This is a genomic window from Pseudomonas sp. S1_G07 (assembly GCF_054668565.1).
Genome location: NZ_CP162778.1, coordinates 1339273 through 1360076, shown reverse-complemented (window position 1 = coordinate 1360076; position 20804 = coordinate 1339273). Strand labels below are relative to the sequence as shown.

General features: G+C 61.2%; 13 protein-coding genes. 6 read left to right on the top strand and 7 right to left on the bottom strand.

Features of this window, described 5'->3' with window-relative positions:
* Nucleotides 1-17: 17 nt before the first annotated feature.
* The 7 genes from AB4O05_RS06285 to AB4O05_RS06255 all read right to left on the bottom strand — a co-directional run bounded on the left by AB4O05_RS06285 (nucleotide 18) and on the right by AB4O05_RS06255 (nucleotide 14057).
* A complete protein-coding gene (locus AB4O05_RS06285; RefSeq protein WP_460132206.1) occupies nucleotides 18-3626 on the bottom strand; it encodes a tetratricopeptide repeat protein in 3609 nt (1202 codons plus the stop codon).
* The gene (locus tag AB4O05_RS06280) at nucleotides 3604-6417 is read right to left on the bottom strand and encodes an endo alpha-1,4 polygalactosaminidase (protein ID WP_460132208.1); all 2814 of its coding nucleotides are present in this window, start codon (nucleotides 6415-6417) and stop codon (nucleotides 3604-3606) included. Before AB4O05_RS06280 ends, AB4O05_RS06285 begins: the two co-directional genes overlap by 23 nt.
* Before the next feature lie 63 nt (nucleotides 6418-6480).
* The gene (locus AB4O05_RS06275) at nucleotides 6481-7413 is read right to left on the bottom strand and encodes an NAD-dependent epimerase/dehydratase family protein (RefSeq protein ID WP_460132210.1); all 933 of its coding nucleotides are present in this window, start codon (nucleotides 7411-7413) and stop codon (nucleotides 6481-6483) included.
* 390 nt (nucleotides 7414-7803) lie between these two features.
* On the bottom strand, nucleotides 7804-9096 hold the full coding sequence (locus AB4O05_RS06270; protein WP_460132212.1) for an OprD family porin: 1293 nt from the start codon (nucleotides 9094-9096) through the stop codon (nucleotides 7804-7806).
* 372 nt (nucleotides 9097-9468) lie between these two features.
* Nucleotides 9469-9684 (bottom strand): hypothetical protein, encoded by a 216-nt coding sequence (locus AB4O05_RS06265; protein ID WP_460132214.1) that lies wholly within the window; start codon nucleotides 9682-9684, stop codon nucleotides 9469-9471.
* Between the two features lie 234 nt (nucleotides 9685-9918).
* On the bottom strand, nucleotides 9919-11025 hold the full coding sequence (gene aguA, locus AB4O05_RS06260; protein ID WP_460132215.1) for an agmatine deiminase: 1107 nt from the start codon (nucleotides 11023-11025) through the stop codon (nucleotides 9919-9921).
* Between the two features lie 122 nt (nucleotides 11026-11147).
* Nucleotides 11148-14057, bottom strand: a complete 2910-nt coding sequence (locus tag AB4O05_RS06255; RefSeq protein ID WP_460132217.1) for an aminotransferase — start codon at nucleotides 14055-14057, stop codon at nucleotides 11148-11150.
* Between the two features lie 153 nt (nucleotides 14058-14210).
* On the opposite strand from AB4O05_RS06255, the gene rfbB reads away from it, so the two are divergent.
* Genes rfbB through AB4O05_RS06225 form a run of 6 tightly spaced genes read left to right on the top strand, consistent with a single transcriptional unit; the run spans nucleotide 14211 to nucleotide 20800 of the window.
* Entirely contained in the window at nucleotides 14211-15293 is a 1083-nt protein-coding gene (gene rfbB / locus AB4O05_RS06250; RefSeq protein ID WP_460132218.1) for a dTDP-glucose 4,6-dehydratase, read from the top strand.
* Nucleotides 15290-16162: a glucose-1-phosphate thymidylyltransferase RfbA gene (gene rfbA / locus AB4O05_RS06245; RefSeq protein WP_460132220.1), complete on the top strand. Its 873-nt coding sequence runs from the start codon at nucleotides 15290-15292 to the stop codon at nucleotides 16160-16162. The genes rfbB and rfbA overlap by 4 nt, the downstream gene beginning before the upstream one ends.
* Nucleotides 16159-16704: a dTDP-4-dehydrorhamnose 3,5-epimerase gene (gene rfbC / locus AB4O05_RS06240; protein WP_460132221.1), complete on the top strand. Its 546-nt coding sequence runs from the start codon at nucleotides 16159-16161 to the stop codon at nucleotides 16702-16704. The genes rfbA and rfbC overlap by 4 nt, the downstream gene beginning before the upstream one ends.
* Nucleotides 16701-17582 carry a dTDP-4-dehydrorhamnose reductase gene (gene rfbD / locus AB4O05_RS06235; RefSeq protein WP_460132223.1) on the top strand — a complete coding sequence of 294 codons (882 nt, stop codon included), beginning with the start codon at nucleotides 16701-16703 and terminating at the stop codon, nucleotides 17580-17582. The genes rfbC and rfbD overlap by 4 nt, the downstream gene beginning before the upstream one ends.
* 36 nt (nucleotides 17583-17618) lie before the next feature.
* The gene (locus AB4O05_RS06230; protein ID WP_460164849.1) at nucleotides 17619-19427 is read left to right on the top strand and encodes a sensor histidine kinase; all 1809 of its coding nucleotides are present in this window, start codon (nucleotides 17619-17621) and stop codon (nucleotides 19425-19427) included.
* Nucleotides 19424-20800: a sigma-54-dependent transcriptional regulator gene (locus AB4O05_RS06225; protein ID WP_460132225.1), complete on the top strand. Its 1377-nt coding sequence runs from the start codon at nucleotides 19424-19426 to the stop codon at nucleotides 20798-20800. Before AB4O05_RS06230 ends, AB4O05_RS06225 begins: the two co-directional genes overlap by 4 nt.
* The last annotated feature ends 4 nt before the right edge of the window (nucleotides 20801-20804 follow it).

Genomic DNA, 20804 nt, shown 5'->3' with positions numbered 1-20804 from the left:
CCGTAGAGATTCTGTAATCAGCGCCCGAAACGCACGCCGTAGCTCATACCCAGTGTGCCGCCGGATTTACCATCCCCGCCCTGAGGCGCGGATTGGTAGCCGACAGTCAGGGCCAGTTCGTCGTCACCCAGCACTTCAAAGCCGATGCCGGTATTCATGCCGTAGTTAAAGGTCTGGTCTGTCCACTGCCAGCCTGCCGTCACGTCCACCAGCCAGGTGTATTGCGGCTGGGTGCGCACCAGCGCGCCGGGTATGCCGCGACGCCAGGTGGTGCCGACGTAGAGTTGGCCGTAGCGGCTTTGCAGCAGGTTGGCGCCGGTGACAGGGTCCACATCCAGAGGATCAGGCAGACCGGTGTCGGCATCTATCGCCTGAGGCGTCACCTTGATGGCCCCGCCGTTGCGGCTGGACAAGTAGTCCAGTTCCCGATCCTTCACGCTGTTTTTCTGATAGTCCATGCCGCCGCGCACCGTCCAGTTAGGCCCGGCGAATTCCAGCGTATGGTTAAGCTCCATCTTCAACGCTTGCCCAGTGCCCAACGAGTCGCCTTGACGGGTAGAGAACGAACGCTGCGCCACTTCCCAGCTCAACTGGTCCCTTGCCGTCAGGCCATGACGCCCACCGACCCAGGCCCGGTCCTGCTGACCGAATGCGCGCATCAGCCCGCTGTCGTCACTCTTGCGGTGCCAGTCCAGACCCGTCTCAAACTGATGGCTGGTACCCAACTGCCACATGCGCGAAACACCCAGACCATTACGGTCTTCATCCTTGCGCTGGCTGGTATCGGCAAACAACTTCCAGCTGCCGTTTTCCACCGAGCGAAGCAGGGTCAGGGCGGCGTTGCTCTCGTTGCCGATCCTCGATGAGATGACGTCGTCGCCCTGGTACCTGCCGTGTTCCATCTCAAGGTCGGCGTACCATTTGTCACCCAGGTTATGCGCGATTTCCAGGCGCGGTGCGTCAAACGAAAGACCGCCGAAATCCTGCTGCTGATAAGACAACAGCGCACCTTGCGGCGTGCTTTCGTGGATCTCCACGGCCTGGCGGCGCAGTTGCTCACGCACCGATTCAGGCTGCTCGTCACCCAACGCAGACAGGCTGATGTCCAGGGCTTCGTTATCGCGCCCCAAACGGCTGAGTGCCTGGGCACGTTGCGCCGGGTTCAGGTCGCTGCTGGCCAACAGGGTTTCAACCTGGGCCTTGTTACGGCTGCGCAGGGCTTCCTGGATCTGCTCGTAGCGGTCGACCTTGAGGCCTTGGCTACGCGCCCATTCCAGCCATTGATCTTTCTGCGATTCCTGGTTGGTTGCATCCAGCCGCGCCAGCAAGCGTTCGAACCACATCTGCTTCATCGACGGCGAACCGTCTTTCCACTTCAACAGTTCCTGCTGTGCCTTGCGGGGCGAGTAGCTGCTGGACATCAAGCGCAGCCAGATCGCGTAGCGCTGCGACGAGGGTTGCAGGTCCTGCGCCTCGGGGTTGCGCAGCAGCTTCAAGCGCAGGCGTTGCGCTGCATCCTGGTAGCCGGCGGTGTCCAGTGCATCGGCGTATGCGGCCTGCACCAGCCAGTCGTTCGGGGTGAGCTTGAGGTACATGCGGTACCAGGCCAGGGCCTCGGTATCGAGGCTCAACAACTGGCTGGCACTGGCGAACGGCAGCCAGAGCAGGCGGTCTTCACGCGCATTGGAACGCCATTTGGCCAGCAACGGCTTGAGCTTCGCGGTGTCGCCCTGGTCGACATACATCCAGATCATGCGTTCGCGAAACAGGTTGTCATTGGGGAAGCGCGACAGGCCCAACAGGTACAAACGCTCGGCTTCGGCGCTGTCGCCCTGTTCGATTGCCAGTGCACCACGCACCGCCAGGACCTGGGCCTGCTCGTAGGCATCCGGGTACTGTTTGGCGTCTTCCAGCAGGTCAGCCACCTGGTCCCACTCCTGCAGTTCCTGGGCGAGCTGCAGCGCTTCGACCAAACGTTGCGGGTCCCGGGCACGGTGCCAACTGGCGACCATCAAGGCCAAAGCCCGTTGCGGGTCGCGGGTGCGGTACAGGGAAATCAACTGGCTTTCATCGCCGCTGACCAGCTTGCCGTTGACGGCCAGCAGTCGCTCCAGCGAAACGCGCAGGTCTTCATCACGCTCCAGGTCCCAGGCCAGGCCAGCGCGGGCGTGCCAATACTCAGGATCTTCGATTGTCGGGTCATCCGCTTTCACGACCTCCCATGCCGCCTGCTCGTCAAACAGCTTCATCTCGGTGCCGACCCAGTCCACCCGCTCGGCCGGGGTCAGCGTGAAACGCTTGGCGTAGTCGTTGTACACCTTGCTTCGTGCAGCGAACTGCCCGGTGTTATCCAGGTTCTGCAACAAGCGTGTCCAGGCCAGGCGGTGCTCCGGGTATTTGCGCAAATAGGTCCGCAGCCAGGCCTCGGCCTCGGCGGGCGTGCCGCGCGATTCGTGGCCGTAGACCAAGGCGTCCAGTTCGATATCGGTGAGCGCGCGTTGCTGCATGATTTCGGCGAGCAACGGGATCGAGCGGTCGAAATCGAACAGTTGGCTGGCCAGGCGCCACGCGTGTTCGCGGGTTTTCGGGTCTTCCTTGAGTGTGAGCAGGCGAATCCAATAGCCGACTGCCGCTGCGTTATCGCCGCGCCATTCGCCCAGGAGCGCCATTTGCTCGAGCAACTTGGGGTCATCCGGGTAATCGACCGTCAATTGCTGGCCGGTTTCCCACGCACCCGCCAGGTCGTTGATAGCCAGGCGTACGTGGAATTCTTTCAGGGCAATTTTCGGGTTGTCCGGCTGCACCTCGCGCCACTGCTTGAGCACGCGCTGCGCCAGGTCAAAGCGCTTGGTCGCCACGGCAACGTCGGCGCCCTGTTCCAGCCACGCCACGTCGGTCGGGGAGTTGGTGAGCTGGGGCAATTCGTCGGACAGCACCTGTGCGGCCTGTTCATCGTGCCCGGCCGACAGCAAGCTGTTGAACGCCAACAGCGCATAATCACGGCGCGCGGTCGGTTGCTGGGCGTCGCGCCTGAGTTGCAAGTAAATGTCTGCGGCATGCTGCGGTTGGCCGCTGGCCATGTACCACTGCGCGGCTGACGTGAGCGCTTCGGTGCGTTGCGCCGGATCGCGCGCGGCAATTTCTTCGTAAACCTCGGCGGCAAACTCAGGCGCCTGCAACGTCAACGCGCGTTTCGCCAGGTTTTGCAACTGAGGCATCGGCAGCTTGCGGTGATCGAAGCTACCCAGGCGCTGGACCAGCGCCTGCTGCGCGATCAGGTCGTTGCTGCTGGTGGCTACCAGTGCGTCCAGCTCAAGACGGTAGTAAGCCTGGGTTTCAGGCTGAGGCTTGGGCCACGCCTCCAGATGCTGGCGCGCTTTGGCGTAGTCACCGAGACGAATCAACAAGTCGATCAGTTGCAGACGCAATTGATCGTCGTCCGGGTGCGCCGCCAGCAGCAGCTCGGCATAGTTGGCCGATACCGCATCGGGCTGACGACCATCGGGCTGGAATACGGATTCACGCTGGAAGGTCGCCCACAGCAGACCTCCCACAGTCACCGCTACCACCGCCAATGCCCAAGGGTTGAGCAGGCGGGTGGGCTTAGTTGCAGAGGAGTTGACCATTACTCACCTGCTTCATAGGTAATTGAAAAGTCCACAAGCCGTTAGACGCCTTGCCCGCAAATTGTTGTCCATCCACTTCCACGCGGCAGGCACTGGCCGAACGCACGGAGAAGGTCAGGTCGAACTGACCGGCAAAAGCAAAACTCACGCGCCGCTCATCCAGGTAACGCCAGTCCAGCAAGGGCAAGTTGGCTTCCTCCAGCGCCGGTCTGGGGTCTCGATCCGGGCGCAGCACCAACAAGGCCTTGTCACTGCTCAGCGCCACGTAGCGCCCTTGCGGCAAATCACGCACACCGGCGATGCCCTGGGATTGCAGCAGGTCTGGCCAGCCCATTTGCGCGTCCAGGCGCACGGTACGCAGCGCGTCCATCCCGCGAATCTGCCAGGCGCCATCCGCTGTGCGTGCCAGGCTCGCCTGGTACAGGCCATGCAAACGGTCGAGGTAGTCGCTCATCCACAACGAGATCGGCTGCTGCTCGCGCATGTAGCCGTAGATCTCGTGCATGGCCTTGATCGATGCCTGCTTGGTGCTGGAATAGAAGTGGTAATAGAGGTGCAAGCCACGCAAGCGACGTGGGCTGTCGGTGAGTTCGAACGTCTCGATCAAATCGCGGAAGCCGTAATACGGTCCCTTCCACAGGTTGGTGTAGAGGTTCTCGTTGATGATCGGCGCGTAGTATTGCAGCCCACCCGCGGTTGGACGCAGCAACGGGTTCAGGCCGGTCAGCGACGGGTTGGCCTTGGTCATGATGGTTTCGGCACCGTTGACGTTTTTCAGGCCGGCGTCGTAGGCCAGTTTGATCGTGTCGGCCGAAGGCAGCGCATCACCGGGCCAGAACACCAACTTCACCGGCTTTTCCGGGGTGGTCAGGTTCTTGTTGATGTAGTCGCGCGAGCCAAAGATCTCACGACGAAAATCGATTTTGTCGTAGCCGGGCACCTTTATATTCATGCCGTATTCCGGATTGAAGTTCTCGCGCTTCTTGGCTTTTTCCGGTTGCATGAAAAACGGGTGACTGTAGGTGTGCGTGGCGACTTCGACTTTGGGGTTGGCGAAGATCTCGCGCGCAATCGGCTCCAGCTCACGGGCAAGGAAGGGGAACGCACCACGCGGCGAAATCTCGGCTTCGATGATCGACACCGAGGTCAGGAACGGGTTGGGCTTGATGTAGTCGTCCAGCGTGTGGCGCCCGGCGTAAGGCGTGCCACGCACCTCGGCCCGGGAAGGGAAACCATCGCCGTCGATGTGCACGGTGGCGATGCGGCGGCCATTTTCGGTAGTCGTGTCCGGGCGTGGCTGGCTTGGCAGATGCAGGCTGGCCTGCAGAAACGCAAAGGGATCGAGGATCCAGCGGCTGCGCTCGTTGTTGCTTTCAAGAAGATAGGGGGCAAGTGCCAGGCCACCCCATTTGCCGACCACCACCGGGGTGAACACATCACCGCCGGCACCCTTCAACGACAGCGCAACCGTCGGGCCGTTGGGCATGACCGACACGGCCGTCAGGTCACGCGAGCGCGGTACCACCGGTGCTTCGAATGCGCCCACCAGGGCCTTGTCCTGGTAAGTAATGGTCACCACCTGCGTCGCAGGCGGCGCATCACGCTTGAGGCCCAGGCGCTTGAGCAGCAGCTTGTCTTCAACCGGCAGCCCACTGAAAAACGCCACGGGTACCTGTTCGTCCAGGCGCGCATTGAGGAAGCGATTAAACGCAGCAGGGTCCTGGGGAGGGCCGCTGGTCATCCACGTGACGACACCGGCGTACAGGCCCGCGAAGCTGTAGAGCGGGAGGTCGCTGTCGGCAGGAAAATAATCGACCCGATAACCCAGATATTCCAGCAGGCCGCCGAGTTCGCTGTGGCCGGCGGAATCCTCCAGCGCGCCTTCGCGCGGGTCAAAGATCAGCGCGATACGTCGCGGCTGGACCTCAATGCTGCTGATACCCATGGTATTGAGGTCAGGCGTGCCGATATACGGGATGAACCCTTCATCGCGCAGACGCTTGGCCAGTTTGCGCGCTTCTTCACGGCGCTCGGGTGGCAGGTAGTCGATCGCCACCAGCGGGATGCCTTTGGCGCGCAGGGGGCGCAAATGGGTCTCCAGCCACTCGCGATCGGATTCCGACACCGGGCGATAGCGCTTGGCCGAAGCATCCCAGCCGGCATGGATCGACTCGACAGCCACGGCGGCGGCGACGCCATCCAGCTCGGGCAGCACTTCGAAGCCACGGTTGAAGAACAGTTTCAGCGTGGGCTGACGCTTGTGCAGCTCACGCAGCAGGCTGGCCAAGCCTACGCGTTGCGATTCCTGGGAGGCTTGCGGCAGCAGCTGGAAGCTGTCGAGGGTATCCAGGAACAGGCCGGCATAACCTTGCGCCTCGAGGGCCTTGGCACGGGCGAACAAATGCTCACGCCAGGCCGTCGATGTGAGGTCCATGACCTGACTGTTCCAGGCATTGTTGCGCACCGGAGCAATCGCTTTGCTCAAGCCGGCTTTCTCGACCTCGGCCTTGTTGCCGTCGAACTCGCCAACGGACAGGTACGCAAACGGCTGGCTGCCCAACGTGCGCAGGGTTTTGACATCCCCTGGCGTCATGTGGCCCGGCTCCACCACGGCCCAGTCAAATTGTGCCAGCTCCGGCAACGGTGGCTGATCGGCGTACCAGAAGGCGACGCTCGCGGGTTGAGGGAGAGCGGCTGCCTGGACGACTGGCCCGCCTACGATCAACGCAAAAGCCGCTAACAGCCGTTCAGCGACCGCGCGAACACGCGTCCTGCGAAAAACGATTTCCATAATTCACTCTTAAAAATGACTGGGCCGATACGACATTAATGCCGGTCTGGACGATGCCGACGGTTACAGGCTACGCAAAAGCTGAAGCAGCCCCTGGCCGACCGAGGTCGGCTGCGCAAGCGTGTAGTGCTCCAGCAAACGCTTGTTGTTAGCGCACGAATGGCGAATGTCGCCTTGACGAGGGTCGCGGTAAGTCACGTTCAGTTGGGTGCCAGTGGCCTCCCCCAGTTCAGCGATCAGCTCGTTGAGACTGGTCGAACGGCTCAGCCCTACGTTGACCGCACCGCGTGCCGGCTCGCTCGCCTCGACCGCCTGGACGAGAATGCTCACCAAGTCCTGCACGTACACAAAATCGCGAGTCTGTTCGCCATCACCGAACACCGTGATCGGCTTACCGGCCAGCGCGCACTCGGTGAAGATGCTGATCACACCGGAATACGGCGAGGACGGGTCCTGGCGCGGGCCGAAGATATTGAAAAAGCGAAAGATCACCGGCTCCAAACCGTGCTCACGGCCATAGAAGTCCAGGTAATACTCACTGGCCAACTTGTCACTGGCATAGGGGGTCAACGGCGATTTGGGGGTGTCCTCGTCAATGGCCGCGCCTTCACCGTTATGGCCGTAGGTGGCGGCACTGGAGGCAAATACCACACGTTTCACACCGGCCTTGAGCATGCTTTGGCAGACATTGAGCGTGCCGACGAAATTGGCCTGGTGAGTGGCAACCGGATCGTTTACCGATGCCTGCACCGATGCCACCGCAGCCAGATGCACCACCGCGTCACAATCACGCATGGCCTGGTCAACCACGGCGTCGTCAGCCACGTCACCGATCACCAGTTCCAGGTCAGCGTTATCAACAGGCAGGTTGGTTACCTTGCCGGTCGACAGATTGTCCAACACACGAATCTTGTGACCTTTGGCCAGCAAGACGTCGACAAGATGAGAACCAATGAAACCCGCACCACCAGTGACCAGAACCCGTCCAACAACCATGAAATGTTTTCCTAAAGACTCACAAGGAACAATCCGTGCCACTAATGTCATTTTAATGGCTTAGAGCCACCAAAACGTCGCAGATAATGTTAGATACGCCCAAGACTGTCAATACATTGTCTCTCGCTCCGCCAAACGGTAATTAGCGGGAATTTACGACATTTAATTGACGCCACCATCACACTCGTCGGTAATGGTGACTGAGTGAGCCAGTGCAGATTTGCTGAAGACGAATAGCGCCCGAGGGGCGTATTTCATGCGAGATGCGGAGGGAATAGGTGCATCCACACGAAGAAGATCGAGCACCGCGAGGACCGACCGGCACCCATAAAAAAACCCCGAACCAGTCGGGGTCTTTATCGCCTGGCATCAGGCGCGACGTGCGATCAATTAGAAAACGTTGATCGGGTAGTCGGCAAACAGACGCAGCTCGTTACCGCCAACGTTGTAGTTGCTGGCGTTGTTGGAAACGCGCAACCACGAGGCCCGCGCGCGCAGGCTCAGGTCTTTGGCAGGGCCGCTCTGAACGACGTATTTGAACTGGTTGAAGATCTCGCGCTCGGTGCCATTGCCGCGGCCGCTGCCGTCGTCGATGTTGGTACCGCGCACGTAGGCCACGTTGTAGGTCAGGCCAGGCACGCCGAAGGTGCTGAAGTCCAGGCCGTAGCCAACCTGCCAGGAGCGCTCGTCCTTGCCGTTGAAGTCGGACCAGTAGGAGTTGGCCAGCAGAATGGTATTGCCGCCGTCGCCGATGCCGGTGTCGCGGGTATTGTCGCGATAACCGCCATACAGGTAGCCGGTGTCGCCGGTGCTGCGCTGGTGGGCCAGGGTGAAGCTATGTGGGCCCACGGCCCAAGTGGCGCCCAGGCTCCAGATCTTGTTGTCGCGCGCGTCGGCATCGCCACGTTGTTCGGCGAAGCTCTTGTCCAGCTTGGTTTTGTAGCCGTTGAAGTCAAAAGTCAGCGATTGCTTTTCTGGCAGGGCCAGTACGTAGTTGACGTTGACATATTGCTTCTTCAGCACATCTTCCATGTCGGAAGCGTACAGCGCAGCGGACAGGCTTTCGGTGAACTTGTAGCTGCCGCCCAGGTAGCTGATGTTCTTCAGGTTGCCGCTGTCGGTGCCTTCAGCACTTTTGCGGGCTTCCTTGGTGAAGCGCCCCGCGTCCAGTTGCAAACCTTCGATCTCTTTGGAAACGATCGAGGTACCGGTGTAGGTTTCCGACAACAGGCGAGAGTTGTCGTACTGCAACACGGGCACAGCCGGCATTTGATCGCCGTACTTGAGCACGGTGTTGGACACACGGAATTTCACCGCCGCGCCGCCTTTGGCCAAATCGTCGGCCGCGGCACCGCTGTCACCTTGTTTGAAGAAGTCGATGCCGCCCGCGCCGCTGCGACCTTTACCACCGTCCAGACGGATAGCGTATTGGCCGATCACGTCCACACCCACACCGACGGTGCCTTGGGTGAAGCCGGACTCGAACTTGCCAATGAAGCCCTGGCCCCATTCAGCTTTGTCCTGCTTGCCGTTTTTGTAGTCACGGCTGATGTAGGCGTTACGTGCCGCGATATTCAGGTGGCTGTCTTCAACGAAACCCTGGGATTGCGCCTGGTCGTTTGCCATTGCTGTCGATGCGCTCAAAATCCCCAGAGCGATCAGACTCATCCGTTGCTTCAACATATTCTTGTATTCCTTGTTACGGGTTGAGTACGCGCTATGGCACCAGGCTCAATGTCGCTTTCTGGTGTCGACTTTTTCCGAAAAAAAGAAGGCCCGCGCAAGACTGAACATGCAGCGGGCCTTTTCTTATGGGATGAGTCATGGCGGTTAGCCACAGGCGTTGGGCGCAATCCTAGTCGCCGGTTGAACTATGTGTCAATTTCGTGAACCGCCTGTTTTTAGGCGAAATAATTCTAAGCAAATGCCTACTGCCTTTCTAAAAACGACAAAAATCTTGCTTAAACGACCCAAAAAACACATTTGAAAGCCGACAGGTGCGGGGCGTGCATGCGTCAAGGAAACCCGCACGCGACGTATGTCAGCGGTGAGCGTTTATTTTGTCATCAGCTCACACAACGCCTGTATTTCATCGTCGCTGAATAACCCCACCGGATAGCGCTCAGCCATCACCCTGTGCAAGTCACACCGCTGCCGAGCTTGTCGCGAGCCCTGCTCCTTCAACCAGAGACCCAGCGCTTGGATCGCGGCACCGTTGACCCGCACAGGATGAAAGGTGCGCATGTACATCGGGTGGGTATTGGCATTCATCTCGGCGCTCTCTCCTGCTGCGTGAGCGGCTAACTTACTCAAGGTTTATGACAGAACTGCGCAATCATTAGCTTGGGCCGCTGTGACAACAGCGATACAAGAGCTATGCCAATGTGTCGTGTTTATAGGCATGCGCACGCAAAAAAGCCCGGGGCCTTGTAGGGCCGCGGGCTTGCTGCGAGCAATGAAACCGAGTAGCGCATCGGCGCCGGAATGGCGCTGTTACAACTGCACTCAGTTTTTGTGTGGGGCGGGTTGCTGCTGGGTCAGGCAATGGATATTTCCGCCACCCAGTAACAGTTCACGGCCCGGCACCATCACCACTTGGTGCTGTGGGAACAGCTCCTGCAGGATGGCCTTTGCCTGGCTGTCCAGTGGGTCGTCAAAGCTTGGCGCGATGATGCCGCCGTTGACGATCAGGAAGTTGACGTAGGAACCCGCCAACCGCACGGTCGGATTACGTTCCTGGGTGCCGTCCACCGGGTCGACGCCCGCGCATTCGTCCTCAGTGGCGTACAGCGGGCCCGGGATCGGCATTTTATGCACTGTGAACGGGCGCCCCTGGGCGTCGGTGCTGCTTTGCAGCACGTCCATGGCGGCGTGGCAGCGTGCGTAGTTAGGGTTTTGCGGGTCGTCGGTCCAGGCCAGCAACACTTCGCCCGGGCGTACGTAGCAGCAGAAGTTATCCACATGACCGTCGGTTTCGTCGTTGTACAGGCCATGCGGCAGCCAGACAATTTTATCCACAGCCAGGTTGGCGCTGAGGATCGCCTCGATCCCGGCGCGGTCGAGGTGCGGGTTGCGGTTACGATTGAGCAGGCATTCTTCGGTGGTGATCAAAGTACCTTCACCGTCGACATGAATCGAACCCCCTTCAAGCACGAAGCCTTCGGTGCGGTAGCGCGGCGCGCGTTCGATTTCAAGGATTTTGCCGCCGACTTGCGCATCACGGTTCCAAGGCGAGTACAGGCCACCGTCAAAACCGCCCCAGGCATTGAAGTCCCAGTTCACCCCCCGTACTTCGCCATGGTTGTTGATCACAAAGGTGGGGCCGGTGTCCCGTACCCAGGCGTCATCGCTGGACATTTCCACCAGGCGAATATTCGGCACGTCCAAACGGGCGCGGGCGTTTTCGTACTGGCCGGCGGAAACCGCCACCGTCACCGGCTCAAAGCGAGCAATGGCCTTGGCTACCGCAATATGAGCCGCTTGCGCCGGCTTGCCGCCCAGGCGCCAGTTGTCCGGTCGCTCGGGCCAGATCATCCAGACCTGGGTTTGTGGCGCCCATTCGGCGGGCATATGGAAGCCATCGACGCGGGGGGTGCTGTTCAGGGTGGTCATGGCGATCAGGACTCCGAATGGGGGTAAAAGCCGACTTTATAACGGATAAAAATCGGCTTTAAAAGCGATCAAATAGCATGATCGATAAATATGACAAGAATTAATCGATAACAATCGACCAATTACAATTGTTCGTCCAGCACCTTCGACAACATGTCGACAAAGAAGTCCACGCTGCGTCTGGACGTGACCATGGGCGGCTTGATCTTGAGAATGTTCAGATAATCGCCGGTGGGTTGCATGAAAATGCCCAGCTCGCGCAGGCGGTCGCACAGCAGCATGGTCTCTTCGGTGGCGGGCTCCAGGGTCTGCCGGTCGCGCACCAACTCCAGGCCCAGATAGAAGCCGGACCCGTGCACCGCGCCCACCAATGGGTGACGGTCGATCAGTGCCTCCAAGCGCGACTTGAAATGCGCGCCTACCACTTGGGCGTTTTCCCACAGTTTTTCTTCTTCCATTACATCCAGCACCGCCATGCCGATCCGGCAACTGACCGGGCTGCCCCCCGACGACGAGAAGAAATACCCCTCGGCCTCCAGGGCTTCGGCGATCTCGCGGCGAGTGATCACCGCGCCCAATGGCTGGCCGTTGCCCATGCCCTTGGCCATGGTAATGATGTCGGGCACCACGCCCTGCTCTTCAAAGCCCCAGAAGAAGTGCCCCATGCGGCCGTACCCCACCTGCACTTCATCGGCGATGCACACGCCACCCTGGGCGCGCACCAATCCATACACCTGTTGCAGATAACCCGGCGGCAGGGAGATGCCGCCGGCATTGCCATACACCGGCTCACAGATGAAACCTGCCAATTGACGCTTGCTCTGCGCGATTTTCGCCAGGTTGTGTTCCACGCTTCGTACATAGTCCGGCGCACTGTCCTGCCCACGGAATTCACCGCGATAGGTATTCGGGGCGGTCACCGGGTGCACCCAGTCCGGGCGACTGCTCAGCGCCTGGGGGTTGTCGGCAATCGAGGTGGACACCGCATCCGCCGCCACCGACCAGCCGTGGTAGGCCTCCAGCACGCTGAGCATGTCGCGCCCGCCGCTGTAGGCCCAGGCCAGGCGGATAGCCAGGTCGTTGGCCTCGGTGCCGCTGTTGACCAGAAATACACGGTCCATGCCCGCCGGCGCCAACGCCAGCAAACGCTCGGAAAACTCGGCGACCGCCGCGTAGTGAAACCGTGAGTTGGTGTTGAGCAACGACCACTGGCGCGCCGCCACTGCCGCCATGCGCGGGTGGCCATGGCCCAGCACCGCAACGTTGTTGAGCATGTCCAGGTAGGAGCGGCCCTGCATGTCGATCAGGTGGTTGCGCCAGCCGCGCTCGATACGCGGCGGGTCGACATAATAGTGTTTCTGCGAGCGCGCGAAACTGGCATCACGCCGCGCCAGCAGGGCGTGGGGGTCAAGCTCCGGTTCGGCGTCACAGGCCAGCCCCAGCAATGCCGCGGGCGATGGGCACACGGCTTGCCAGGCCAAGGCTCGGGACGGCGTACAGAACAGCGGTGGCTCGAGGTCGGCGCGGCACAGTTGCACGGTCAACGGCGCATGCACTTCGCCGAGGATTTGCCCTTTTACCAGGAGTGCGCCGGGTTTCAGTATGGTTTTCACACCCCGCACACGCACGCTCAACTCAACGCCTCGCAGGCTCAGCAGGCCATCGGCGTCCTGGCGCAGGGTTCCGGCAAAGGGCGCTTCCAGCACTGTGCCATGGGGCACATGCAGTTCAACGTGCAGCGGGAAAGTGTCAGGCTCTACGGCACTGTCCGGGCAAGTGCGCGACAGGCGGTACTGGCCATAACGGCTGGCCGCCAAACCGTGCACCGTCGCAGCCTCATCCAGCAGCTGGTGATCAATGCCGGGGGCCTCCCAGTTTCCCGCATCGAAATGCGGGCTGAGCACACCCAGGTCGATCAGCGCGAACTCCTGCCCTACCAGCCCTGGCAGCAGGGGCGCAAAGTCCTGGCTGGCAATCGGCGCCAGTGCCTGGCCGACACTGGCCAGAATCGCGGCTTCCATCAATGCGAACGGCACCGACGTCGCCACCTGGAAAATTTCCCACTCGTGCTCGGCGTTTTTCAGCAAGTAGGTGTTATCCGGGTTCAGTCGTTGCTGCTGCTCGCTGCTCAGCACCAGCACCGCTGCACGGGCAACGATCAACGGCCACAGCACCTGCAGCTCTTCGCGTTGCAGCGCGGTCACGGCGTGACACGCCTGGATCGCCGGCAAGATGGCAAAGGGATCGCCCTCGGCATGGTGCAACAGCGCGGCGCAGGTCACCGACAGGTCGGCAATGCGCCAGGAGTGCACCAGGTCGCCGAAATCGATCACGCCCTGGATCTGCCAGTGCCGCTGCGCATCGCGCTGCCACACTACGTTGTCATCGGTGATGTCCATGTGCACCGCTTGCCACGGCAAGCGCTCGGCGAGGGGGCGGATGTGAGTGTCAACCTGCTCGGCGACCTGCTCGAGCGCCTTGCGATGGGGCAGGTTTTCCAGGGTGGCCAGCAGGTGGGTGATCAGCTCCCCGGCGTGCCGTGGGTCCCATTGCAGGGTGCGGTCCAGGCCAGGGTGCGTGAAGTCCGCCAGCGCGAGGCTCATGCGCCCGCACAAGTCACCGAAGCCTGCGATCACATCGCGCCCCAGATGAGGCAGATGGGTCAACGGCTGGCCGTCGATGTAGTCCAGCAGCCGCAGGTGCAGGGTTTGGCCATCGACCTGCACGCTCAGCAGTTCTTCACCATTCAAGGCCTTGATGACCCTGGGCACGCGCACCTTGGCACGGGCCTGCAACTCATTGAGGGCCGCGTGCTGGGCCTGCAACTCCAGCGCCGCGTAGTCGCCCCGGCAGATTTTAAGAACAAACCGGCCGCGAGCGCTGTCGACCTTATAGTTGAGGTCCTGCTGGCTGCCCAGTGACTGCAAAGCGCCCGTAAGGCCGTAATACTGCTCGAGGAGTTGCGCCGCCTGATCGGGGCCTACTTGCGGGCAGGGTAGACTGGCGCGGTGGATCAAAGTAGCGAGCAGCATGGTGGCACTCTCTGGTGTTATGAGGTGCTTATATCGCCATTGTTCAGGGGGGTTAGGCAACCCCTTATACATACCGCACTTGCTTCGCCCTGCCGCACAACTCAAGCTATGCTTCGTTCGCTTAATGTCCGTCTAAGGAAAAGGCCCCCCGACATGCGTATTCTCATCACCGGTGGTGCCGGTTTTATCGGCTCTGCCCTGATCCGTCACCTGATTCAACATACCGAGCACGAAGTGCTCAACCTGGACAAACTGACCTATGCCGGCAACCTGGAATCGCTGACCAGCATCGCCGCCAATAGCCGTTATGAGTTCGTGCAGGCCGATATCATCGACCAGGTGACTGTCAGCGCCGTGCTGGCGCGCTTCCAGCCGCAGGCAATCATGCACCTGGCCGCCGAATCCCATGTCGACCGGTCGATTGATGGTCCGTCGGATTTTATCCAGACCAATATCGTGGGTACCTACAGCCTGCTGGAGGCCGCGCGTGATTATTGGCAAAAGCTCGCCGAGCCCGCCAAAAGCGCGTTCCGCTTTCACCATATTTCCACCGATGAGGTCTACGGCGATCTTCACGGAGTGGACGATCTGTTCACTGAGTCCACCCCCTATGCGCCCAGCTCCCCGTACTCGGCAAGCAAAGCGGCTTCAGACCACCTGGTACGTGCCTGGCAGCGCACATACGGCCTGCCGGTGCTGCTGACCAACTGTTCCAACAACTACGGCCCCTTCCACTTCCCGGAAAAGCTGATTCCGTTGGTGATTCTTAATGCCCTGGCGGGCAAGCCACTGCCAGTCTACGGCGATGGCCTGCAGGTGCGTGACTGGCTGTTCGTCGAGGATCACGCCCGCGCACTGCTGAAAGTGGTGACTGAAGGTAAAGTCGGCGAAACCTACAATATCGGCGGTCACAACGAGCAGAAAAACATCGATGTGGTCCGTGGTATCTGCGGCCTGCTGGAAGAACTGGCACCGCAACGACCGGCCGGCGTCGACAAATTCACCGACCTGATCACGTTCGTCAAGGATCGTCCGGGTCACGATCAGCGTTATGCCATTGATGCCAGCAAGATCGAACGCGAATTGGGCTGGGTTCCCGAAGAGACCTTCGAGACCGGGTTGCGCAAAACCGTACAGTGGTACCTCGACAACCTGGAATGGTGCCGCAGGGTCCAGGACGGCAGTTATCAAGGTGAACGACTCGGCAACACCGACGTGAAGGATTTGATTGCATGATGAAGGGCATCGTATTGGCGGGTGGTTCTGGAACCCGCTTGCACCCCATTACCCTGGGAGTGTCCAAGCAACTGCTGCCGGTGTATGACAAACCGATGATCTACTACCCGATCTCGGTGCTGATGCTGGCGGGTATCAAGGACATCCTGGTGATCTCCACACCGGTGGACTTGCCGCAGTATCGCAACTTGCTCGGCGATGGCAGCCAGTTTGGCGTGCGTTTCAGCTATGCGCAGCAGCCGTCTCCGGATGGATTGGCCCAGGCGTTTATCATCGGTGAAGAGTTTATCGGCGATGATCCGGTGTGCCTGATCCTGGGGGACAATATTTTCCATGGTCAACATTTCAGCGATCAGCTGAAGAGAGCCGCTGAACGCCCATCGGGCGCCACGGTATTCGGCTATTGGGTCAAGGACCCTGAGCGTTTCGGCGTGATCGACTTTGACAGCGAGGGCCGCGCCCTGTCCATCGAAGAAAAACCGGCGAAACCAAAATCCAGCTATGCCGTAACCGGTCTGTATTTCTACGACAATGACGTGATCAAAATCGCCAAGGCGGTCAAGCCTTCGCCGCGCGGGGAACTGGAGATCACCGACATCAACAACGCCTATCTGAAACGCGGCGATCTGCACGTTGAACGCTTCGGTCGTGGTTTCGCCTGGCTGGACACGGGTACCCATGACAGCCTGCTGGAAGCCTCCACTTACGTACAGACAATCGAGCATCGTCAGGGCCTCAAAGTGGCATGCCTGGAGGAGATCGCCTACGAAAACGGCTGGATCGACCGTGACTATCTGCTGGAGCGCGCCAAGTATTTTGGCAAAACCGGTTATGGTCAGTACCTGTTCACCCTCGGGGGAGCCCAATGAATGTGATCGCCACTGAGTTGCCCGGTGTATTGATCATCGAGCCGAAGGTTTTTGGCGATGAGCGCGGCTTTTTCTATGAAAGTTACAACGCTCGGGATTTCGCCCAGGCGACCGGGTCGCATCAGGACTTTGTACAGGACAACCATTCGCGCTCGCAAAAAGGCGTATTACGCGGCCTGCACTACCAGATTGAACATGCCCAGGGGAAACTGGTGCGCGTGACAGCGGGTGAAGTATTGGACATAGCGGTGGATATCCGCCGCAGCTCCCCTCACTTTGGCAAATGGGCAAGTGTGCGCTTATCTGCCGAGAATAATCGCCAGTTGTGGATTCCACCGGGATTTGCCCATGGTTTCGTGGTGCTCAGTGATTACGCTGAATTCCTTTACAAAACCACCGATTATTACACCCCCTCTGCCGAGCGATGCATTCGTTGGGATGATCCAGACCTCGCCATCGATTGGCAGTTGACGACGGCCCCAACCCTGTCCGCCAAGGATCAGAAAGGTGAAAGCCTGAAAGAGGCCGACCTGTTCCCATGACAAACCCTTTGAAAATCCTCATCACCGGCCAACACGGCCAAGTCTCCCAAGAGCTGCAACACCGGCTCCAGGGCCTCGGCGAGCTCATCGTACTGGGCCGGGACCAGCTGGACCTGGCCGATGTCGACCAGATTCGCCGGCAAGTGCGCGCCCATCGCCCCGGCCTGATCATCAACGCCGCCGCCCATACCGCGGTCGACCAGGCCGAAAGCGAACCGGATGCCGCCTTCGCCATCAACGCCACCGCCCCCGGCGTGCTGGCCGAGGAAGCCAAGGGGCTGGGCATCCCGCTGATCCATTACTCCACTGACTACGTGTTCGACGGCAGCAAGCCGGCACCTTACACCGAGGCCGACTCGCCGAACCCCTTGGGCGTCTATGGCCAGAGCAAGCTCGCCGGCGAGCAGGCAATTGCGGCAGTGGGCGGCGAATACCTGATCCTGCGCACCAGCTGGGTCTACTCCAGCCACGGCAAGAATTTCCTGCTGACCATGCAGCGCCTGCTGCAGGAAAAACCGCACCTGCGTATCGTCGCCGACCAGATCGGTGCGCCGACCTGGGCCGGGACCATCGCCAGCAGCACCCACGCATTGATCGGGCGCTGGCAAGCGGGTCAAGCAGGTGACTGGGGCGTTTATCACCTGACCGCACAGGGCGAAACCTCGTGGTTCGGTTTTGCCCAGGCGATTGGCGAACACCTGCGCGCCGAAGGCAAAGCCTGCGCCGAGCTGGAAGCCATCCCTTCCAGCGCCTACCCGACGCCCGCCAAGCGTCCGCTGAACTCGCGCCTCGATTGCAGTCGCCTGCAACAGCAGTGGCAGGTCGGCCAGCCGCAGTGGCAAGACGCATTGCGCGAGTGTCTTGCCGGGCAGCACTAGGCATAATGCGCCTGTACCCCCAGGCGCACGACTCCCATGACTCCACCCCTCCCGCGTAGACCCCGCTGGCGCAGCCTGGCCCTGTTGGCGTTGTGCCTGGCACCGCTGCTGTGGCCGCTGGAGCATTTGGCCGAGCGCTACTACCGCAGCGAACTGGCCGGGCAGAACCGCCAGACGCTCGACCTGTACGTCGCCAACCTGCTCGGCACGTTGCATCGCTATGAGGTCTTGCCACAAATCCTCGGCGACTTGCCGGCCCTGCGCACCGCGCTGGACGCGCCAGAGGTGAGCACCAATCTGGTCAACGCCAACACGCTGCTCAAAGACGTCGCCGCCCAGGCCGGGGTGGAAGTGATGTACCTGATGGACACCACCGGCAAGACGCTCGCCGCCTCGAACTGGGATAAACAGGACAGCTTCGTCGGGCGCAATTTCTCGTTTCGTCCCTATTTCAGCGAAGCCATGGCCGGGCGATTGGGGCGGTTCTTCGGCCTGGGCACTACCTCGGCCAAACGCGGCTACTTTTTCGCGGCAGCGGTGCGCGACGGTGAAAAGATCATCGGCGTGCTGGTGGTCAAGGTGGATCTGGACCACACCGAAAGCCTGTGGGGCAACACTCCGGAACAACTGCTGGTGACCGACCACAACGGCGTGGTGATCCTGACCTCGCGCCCACAATGGCGATTTCGCGCCACCCGGCCGCTGACCGACGAAGAGCGCCAGGCCATTATCGCTATCCAACCTTACCCGACCCGCGATCCACAGCCGCTGAGCCTGAGCAGCACCGCCTGGCTGCGCCAATCCAGCGCCATCGCCGAAACCGGCTGGACCGTGGAAATCCTCGCGCCCAAATCCTTGATCAGCCGCCCGGTGCGCACGGTGGTCGCTGTGGGCGGTGCCACGCTGCTGGTGTTGATGCTGTTGCTGGGCTTGCTGATGCAGCGCCGCCGGCATTACCTGGAACGCATCGCCTTCGAAGCCAAGACACGCCGCGAGCTGGAAATGCGCGTGGTCGAGCGGACCAGCGATCTGGAAGGCCTCAACCGCCGCCTGAAACAGGAGGTGCTGGAACGCGAACACGCCCAGCAGGAACTGGTGCGTGCCCAGGATGACCTGGTGCAGGCTGGCAAGTTGTCGGCGCTGGGCACCATGTCGGCGAGTATCAGCCACGAACTCAACCAGCCCCTGGCGGCGATTCGCAGCTATGCGGAAAACGCCGAGATCCTGCTCGACCATGAGCGCACCAGCGATGCCCGGGGCAATCTCAAGCTGATCAGCGAGCTGACCGGGCGCATGGCCTCGATCATCGCCCACTTGCGCGCCTTTGCCCGCCGCGATCGGCATGCGCCGGAGAGCGTGGCCCTGCAACCGGCGCTCGACGATGCGCTGGCATTGCTGGCCAAACGCCGGCGGTCAATGGAAGTGGAGCTGATCCGCGATCTGCCGGAAGCGACCCTGTGGGTGCAGGCCGGCGAAACCCGCCTGCGCCAGGTGCTGGGCAACCTGTTGGCCAACGCCCTGGACGCCCTCACCGAAAAAGGCCCGCCGCGTAAACTGTGGCTGAGTGCCGAAGCCACCGCACAGGGCGTCAACCTGTACATTCGCGACAACGGCCCGGGGTTTTGCATGGAAGCCTTGGGCCGCGCCAGCGAGCCGTTCTACACCACCAAGACGCGCACCCAGGGCCTGGGGCTGGGCCTAGCGATCTGTGAAACCCTGATGCGTGCCTTTGGCGGCGAACTGCTGTTCGCCAACCACAAGGAAGGCGGCGCGCTGTTAACCTTGAAACTGCGTGCCGGCTCGCCGGGCGTCAGTCTGCAACCGTCCGAGGACCGCAGCGTATGAGCATTGATAACCAGATTCAGGTGGTGTTGATCGACGACGATCCACACCTGCGTCAGGCCCTGAGCCAGACCCTGGACCTGGCCGGGTTGAAAGTCCTGACCCTGGGCGAGGCCACCGGCCTCACCGCGCGCCTGTCGCGTGACTGGCAGGGCGTGGTGGTCAGCGATATCCGCATGCCCGGCATGGACGGCATGGAGCTGTTGGCCGAGCTGCACGGCCAGGACCCGGACCTGCCGGTGCTGCTGATCACCGGCCACGGCGACGTGCCGCTCGCGGTGCAGGCCATGCGCGCCGGCGCCTATGACTTCCTCGAAAAACCCTTCGCCAGCGACGCCCTGCTCGACAGCGTGCGCCGCGCCCTGGCCCTGCGCCGCCTGGTGCTGGACAACCGCAGCCTGCGCCTGGCCTTGAGCGATCGACAACAACTGAGCACACGCCTGGTGGGCCACTCGCCGCAAATGCTGCGCCTGCGCGAGCAGATCGGCGCGCTGGCCGCGACCAAGGCTGATGTGCTGATCCTGGGTGAAACCGGCGCCGGCAAAGAGGTGGTCGCCCGCGCGCTGCACGACCTTTCGAGTCGACGCAGCGGCCCGTTCGTGGCCATCAACGCCGGGGCACTGGCCGAGTCCGTAGTGGAGAGCGAGCTGTTCGGCCATGAGCCCGGCGCCTTCACCGGCGCGCAGAAACGCCGCATCGGCAAGTTCGAATTCGCCAACGGCGGCACCTTGTTCCTCGATGAAATCGAAAGCATGAGCCTGGACGTGCAGGTCAAGTTGCTGCGCCTGTTGCAGGAGCGCGTGGTGGAGCGCTTGGGCGGCAACCAACTGATCCCGCTGGATATCCGTATCATCGCCGCGACCAAGGAAGACCTGCGTCAGGCGGCGGACCAGGGCCGCTTCCGCGCCGACTTGTACTACCGCCTCAATGTCGCGCCGCTGCGCATTCCGCCGCTGCGCGAGCGTGGGGAAGATGCCTTGATGTTGTTCCAGCACTTCGCCGATGAGGCCAGCAGCCGCCATGGCCTGCCGCCGCACGAGTTGCAACCTGGGCAACGCGCCTTGCTGTTGCGCCATAGCTGGCCGGGCAATGTGCGCGAATTGCAAAACGCCGCCGAGCGTTTCGCCCTGGGCCTGGAACTGGCGCTGGACAACACGCCGGACAATCCCGCCAGCGGCGCGCTCACCTCCACCTCCGGCGGCTTGAGCGAACAGGTCGAGCAGTTTGAAAAAAGCCTGATCGCCGCCGAACTGGCCCGCCCCCACAGTTCCATGCGCAGCCTCGCCGAAGCCCTGGGCGTGCCGCGTAAAACCCTACACGACAAACTGCGCAAGCACGGCCTCAACTTCGCCAACCAAAGCGCCGACGACGAATGACCGT